Source organism: Verminephrobacter aporrectodeae subsp. tuberculatae At4, assembly GCF_000193225.1.
Lineage (GTDB): Bacteria > Pseudomonadota > Gammaproteobacteria > Burkholderiales > Burkholderiaceae_C > Acidovorax > Acidovorax aporrectodeae.
Window position 1 is genome coordinate 1 of sequence record NZ_AFAL01000418.1, and the last position, 5544, is coordinate 5544.

Consider the following 5544-nt stretch of genomic DNA (forward strand, 5'->3'; position numbering starts at 1 on the left):
GAGAGGCTGAACAGTCACCCCGAAGCCTCCATGCAACCCCTCTGTGGCGGGTACCGCCAACTGACGCAAACACCTTTGTGCGCCGCACAAACGTTCTGCCGTCGGAATGCTTAAAAATCAAATACGAATCGTTTCTATTTGGAGAGCGGACATGCACAGAAGAAATGCGCCCGGCCGCGCCCCCGTTTCCTTGCCGCATTCCCTGGTGATCGCGGCGGGGCTGCTGGGCGCAGGCGCTTCCTCCTTGGCCCAAGAGCCTGCGAGTCTGGCGCCCATTGCCGTCACCGCCAGCCAGCGCGAGCAGGCGGTGCGCGCCGCGCCGGCCAGCGTCACCGTGATCGAGCGCAAGGAAATCGAGTCCAGGCCGGAGAGCACCGTGATGGACCTGCTGCGCTCGGTGGAGGGCGTGGGCATCGTCGGCGCGAACCCCAACGACCAGGACATTTCACTGCGCGGCATGCCCGGCGAATACACCCTGATCCTGGTCGATGGCCGACGCCAGAACACCCGCGAGACGATGAACCGCGGCAGCGGCGGGGTGCAATCCCATCTGCTGCCGCCGCTGGCTGCCATCGAGCGCATCGAGGTGATTCGTGGCCCGATGTCCTCGCTCTACGGCGCCGACGCGATGGGCGGCGCGGTGAACATCATCACGCGCGCTCAGCCAGCGCGCTGGGGCGCCTCGCTCGCCGCGCATGCCGTGCAGCAGGCGCACCATGAACTGGGCGATTCGCGTGGCATGGCGTTCTGGCTCGGCGGTCCGCTGGTGGACGAGCGGCTGAGTCTGCGCATTTTCGGCGCCACGAGCCGACGCGGCGAGGACGGCGTCTACTTCCCGCTGAACGCCACCAGCGGCGCCCACGGCCAGCGCGATGAAAACGTGGGGCTGCAGTTCAGCGCACGCCTGACGCCCGGCCAGGACCTGAGCTTCCACCTCGGCCATGAATCCCTCAGCTACCTGCTGACGCCGGGCCGGAGCATCGCCGATGCGACCACGCCGGCGACGATCCTGAGATCGGGGCACAGCCGGGAGTCCTGGGGCTTGACGCACGAAGGCCGCGGCAACTGGGGGCGCAGCTTCCTGTCGCTCTATGGCGAAACCGGCACGCAGACGCAGTGGTTGCCGGCGGGGCGGTCCCCGGTGGAGCCCGAGCTGCGCAACGGCGCGCTGGAGGGCCGCGTCATCTTGCCCTGGGCCAAGGACGCCAACACCCTGACGCTGGGCATGCAATACATCCGGCAAAGCCTGGGCGGCGTGGCCAGGCAGGCGGTGGTCGCCGGCTTGGCCGCGAATCCGGACACCATCCAGCGCGATTCCTGGGCCCTCTCCGCCGAGAACGACTTCGCCATCGGGCGCGACTTCGTGCTGACCGCCGGCACCCGCCTGGACCATGACGCGGCCTATGGCAGCCAAGTCAGCCCGCGGCTGTATGGCGTCTACACGCTGGACGAAAACTGGACCCTGCGCGGCGGTGTGGCCCGTGGCTTCAAGGCGCCCACATTGCGCCAGAGCGCGGCGGGCTACTGCATGACCACGGGCGGCGGCGGCGCTGCGGGCGCCGTGGCCGGCACGCTGTGCGGCAACCAGGACCTCAGGCCGGAGACCAGCGTCAACGGCGAAATCGGTTTGCGCCGGGATTCTGGCGGCAACTTCGCCAGCCTGACGGTTTTCCACAACCAGTTCAAGAACCGCGTCGCCAGCTACGACACCGGCGTTGCCGACCCGCGTGTGCGAGGCCGCAATATCTACGTCTACGACAACATGGCGCGCGCGGACATCACCGGCCTGGAACTGGGGGCGGGCACCCGGCTCGCCAAAGACTGGCGCCTGAGCGGCAGCTACACGCTGACTGATTCGCGCCGCCGCGGCGGCGAGAGCGCCTTCAACGGCGACTCCCTGGCCGGCTACCCGCTGGACAAGACGCCCAGGAACCAAGCCCATTGGCGACTCGAATGGCAAGCGCTGAGCCGGCTCACGCTGCAGGCGGCGGCCCATCACGTCGGCAAGCAGTATTGGGCCGCCTTCCGCAACAGCGCCCTGGGCGTGCGCGAGCGCGAGGCATCCACGACCTTGGACCTGGGTGTGCGCGGCGCGCTGGCGCCCGGCGTGGACCTGAAGTTCACGGTGGTGAACGCCACCGACGAACGCATCGACGTGGACGCCCGCGCCCGCACCCAGGGTCTCCAGGGTAACTGGATGCTCGACGAGGGGCGCCGCTACGCCCTCACGCTGCTTGCCCGGTTTTGATCTGGTCGCGCCGCCCGGCTCGACGGCCGGCCTTGGCTCTCTTTGTCTTTCGTCTTCCTTCCCGAATCGGGTTTCCGCCATGCCAACCAGTACCGCCACCATCACCGTGCCGCAGGCCGAGCGGGTGCTCTTCAGGATGTGCAAACACTTCGCCATCAAGGTGCCGGTGACGTTCGACAGCGAACACGCCGACATCGACTTTCTCTTTGGCCGTTGCCGCGCGCAGCGCACGGGCGACGTGCTGAGCCTGCACTGCGCAGCCGACAGCGTCGAGTTGCTCCAACGCGTGCAGCACGTGATCGGCGCGCACCTGGGCCTGATGGCTCGCGACAAGCAACTCGCCGTCGCTTGGCAGAGCGCTTGATGGACCAATCGGCTACCTGAGCGCTGAAATACCACTTGTCCCATTCGCTGGGGTACACGCCGTGCTCGCGGCGCCAAGCGCTCTTGCTCACCTCGTTCATCGCCGCCGTGGTGATCACAGCCTCCAGCCGAGCGGGCGCAGTAGGCTCGCCCTCGGGTGGGCCTAAACTGCATTTGCTGTCACTGCAAAATAAGCTGGAGCACAACACCGGTGGCGACTGCGCAGACCAGGAACTTCGGGACGAAGCCCGCGTACCCGCCGCGGAAATTGAGGGCGGCGCATGCGAGCAGCGCCAAGCCCGTGATGGGCAGGATCATGAGCACCACGGGGCTTGTGCGACGGATCCAGGCGGCGACCGTCAGCGGCAGAACCAGGATCACGAACAAGAACAGCAGCACGCCCAGACCCACGCCATGGACGTAGCACGGACCCAGACCCAGGCTCGCGTTGAGCGCGCGCGGGGTTCGTGCATGCGCCGCAGCTCGAACGCCAGGCCGGACACGGCGAAGAGCAAGGGCATGACCGTGAGCACGACGGCTACGGTGACAGTCTGCGTCGCCACGCCGTACGCGCCAAGGTATTCGTGCACCAACCACGGCAGTCCGGCCCAGGCCACCAGTGCGGCGTGGCGCGGCCATTGCCGTGCACCGATCAGCCCACGCAGGTCGATCCAAGCCAGGCGCAAGCACATGGGCGCACCCGGTGGCAGAGCCCATGCGCGCCGGCGTGGACGCGACACGGCAGGCACGCCACCAGGTGCGCGGGCCTTTTCCCGCCGAAACATCCACCACGCGGTAGCGACGCTTCCAAGCACAAAGGGCGCGGGCGACCAGCCCTGCGCCAGGCAGGACAGCCCCACGCACTGCACGGCTATTGCGCGCATGGCCTCGCGCGGCCGCCAGTGCATGGCCCACTGCATGACCGGTAGCATGATCAGGACTGTGGCAAGGGCGAGGCCCTGCCACCAGCGTTGCGCTGGGGGTCCCTGCGGGAGCACGGCAAGAGCCGCGGCGAACGGCAAGAACAGTGGCAGATCGCAGACGGCCAGCACGGCGAGGTCGACCTTGCGCAGGCATTGCGTTGGTACGGGTTGCGTTTGCACGAAGGCCCATGCCGCCCCGCCGGTGAGCACCCCGCCCTGGGCCTGCGCCCATGCATGTGCCAGCGCGAGCATCGCCACCCAGGTGACCAGCACCGTTGCTACCGGGCCCGGCGTGGTGAGCACCAGCGCCGGGTGTGCGAGCACGCGCAGTTGTTGCCGGATCGGCATCTCGCGCGGCGACAGCAGTAGCAGGATGAACAACACGCCCTGCCAACGGCGCACCAGCAGCCGGTAGGCGACCTCGGCCACGTGCCGCAAGCGCCACCAGAGCAAGCTGCGGACCAGGCCCATGCGCAAGTGCATCAGGCTGTCTCCAGCGATGCCAGTTCGACGCAGCGGGCGCCAAGCGCGCGTTGCTCGCCGACATCGTGGCAGCACATCACCACCAACCGCGATGTCGCGATCGCCAGCAACTGCTCGCGCAGCACGTCGCGGGCCGCCGCGTCGAGACCGTTGCTCGGCTCGTCAAGCACGGTGATCGGCGCTTGCGTGCCCAGCCCGGCGGCGAGCATGAACTTGCGCGCCGTGCCCAGCGACATGGCGCTGAAGCGCAGGTCGAGGGAGTCCACCAGTCCGAAGCGCCAAACCAGATCCGGGGCCGTCGAGATCGCGGGCCGACGCGCGGCTTGAACGAAGTCGAGCCACTCCCTGCCAGTGACGAACGGGTACACCGGGCATGCGTCGGGCACATAGCTCAGCCACGACAAGGTTTTCCCACGCACCATGCGCATGCTGCGCCCGAGCACCAGGATATCGCCCTCGTCGGGAACACAGGCGCCGCCAAGCATCGACAGCAAAGTGGTCTTGCCGGAGCCGTTGGGGCCACAGACACATATGATTCCCGGCCCCGTCCACGAGAATCCCACGCGGTGGAAGATCACCCGGTCCTCGTATGAGTGGTGCAGCCGGTTGACGCCCAAGGTGGCCTGGTTCCTGCTCATCCGGCCATCATCTGTGGCATCCCGCCCGTTGCTGCGCATAGCGCCGTCGCATTGCGCGGCAGTTTCGCCAAGAACTCGACTTCGTCTAGGTGCTTGTGGGGAAAGTCAGGCCAACGACTGCGGCTGAACTCTAGCAATTCCTCGGCCAGAGCTTGCGAGACCGGTGTCGAGGCGTTGAGCACCACGAATGCCTTCAGGTCGATGCCGCCGCTGGGTGCCTGGACACCATTTCGTTATACACAAGCCCCCTGAACCTGAAGCTCGCGACAGAACCTGATGCCAGCGGCAAAGTCAAGAATGCGCTGCATTCCCAGCCAGATGGTCTTGACTCCGGGCTCACCATCGCGCTTTCGCGCAAGAAAGCCCCCCAGCCTGGCAATCAGCCGCACCACCTCGTTGAGCGTGGGCGGTTCCTTGGGTAGCTCTTGCTTGTTCAGGATGTACGCCGCTTTCCATTCGTCGGGCTCGAACATCAGTTGCGCATCCAGGTGTGGGCAGCTACGCCCCAGTCGCATCAGCCGGGCAATGCGCCACGCCACCACCATGTACAGCACCACGGCACGCTCTATCTTGCTGACACTGCCCAACTGCAAGGCTTCGATCCGGCAACCGTTCTTGAGCACATGAAAGAACATTTCGATCTCCCAGCGCGCCCGGTACCAGTCGATCATCCGGGCGGCCTGCTCCAGGGTCTCCACGGGCAAGTTCGTCAGCAGTCGCCACTCGATGGGCTTTTCGCCATTCGCCAGCGCCTCCTCCCGGGCAACGATGCATGTGGCCTGCACAAAGCCGCCATGGCCATCGGGCAACTTCAGCGCTTGCGCCCACACTTGCTGTACCACTTCACGAGGGCGCGAACCCTGGCGCGAAGCAAGGGTGAAACGAATCT

7 protein-coding genes are annotated in these 5544 nt (G+C 66.7%); 2 read left to right on the forward strand and 5 right to left on the reverse strand.

The genetic code is table 11. From position 1 onward, the window contains the following. Window positions 1-151: 151 nt before the first annotated feature. Window positions 152-2248 (forward strand): TonB-dependent receptor domain-containing protein, encoded by a 2097-nt coding sequence (locus tag VTU_RS0112835; RefSeq protein WP_010104752.1) that lies wholly within the window; start codon window positions 152-154, stop codon window positions 2246-2248. A 79-nt stretch (window positions 2249-2327) separates the two neighbouring features. Then, window positions 2328-2612, forward strand: coding sequence for a DUF2218 domain-containing protein (locus tag VTU_RS0112840; RefSeq protein ID WP_010104754.1), 285 nt, complete (start codon window positions 2328-2330; stop codon window positions 2610-2612). A gap of 179 nt (window positions 2613-2791) precedes the next feature. Here the strand turns inward: VTU_RS0112840 and VTU_RS0112845 are convergent, their stop codons facing one another. From VTU_RS0112845 to VTU_RS27130, 5 genes are all read right to left on the reverse strand, one after another. Further along, entirely contained in the window at window positions 2792-3010 is a 219-nt protein-coding gene (locus VTU_RS0112845; protein WP_040892772.1) for a hypothetical protein, read from the reverse strand. Continuing rightward, the gene (locus VTU_RS0112850) at window positions 2989-4017 is read right to left on the reverse strand and encodes a hypothetical protein (RefSeq protein WP_010104758.1); all 1029 of its coding nucleotides are present in this window, start codon (window positions 4015-4017) and stop codon (window positions 2989-2991) included. Before VTU_RS0112850 ends, VTU_RS0112845 begins: the two co-directional genes overlap by 22 nt. Beyond that, window positions 4017-4655: an ABC transporter ATP-binding protein gene (locus VTU_RS0112855; protein ID WP_010104760.1), complete on the reverse strand. Its 639-nt coding sequence runs from the start codon at window positions 4653-4655 to the stop codon at window positions 4017-4019. The genes VTU_RS0112850 and VTU_RS0112855 overlap by 1 nt, the downstream gene beginning before the upstream one ends. After that, the gene (locus tag VTU_RS32765) at window positions 4652-4840 is read right to left on the reverse strand and encodes a hypothetical protein (RefSeq protein ID WP_029554366.1); all 189 of its coding nucleotides are present in this window, start codon (window positions 4838-4840) and stop codon (window positions 4652-4654) included. Before VTU_RS32765 ends, VTU_RS0112855 begins: the two co-directional genes overlap by 4 nt. A 48-nt stretch (window positions 4841-4888) precedes the next feature. Further along, window positions 4889-5544, reverse strand: a 656-nt coding sequence (locus VTU_RS27130; protein ID WP_040892774.1) for an IS4 family transposase, incomplete at its 5' end; no start/stop codon positions are given.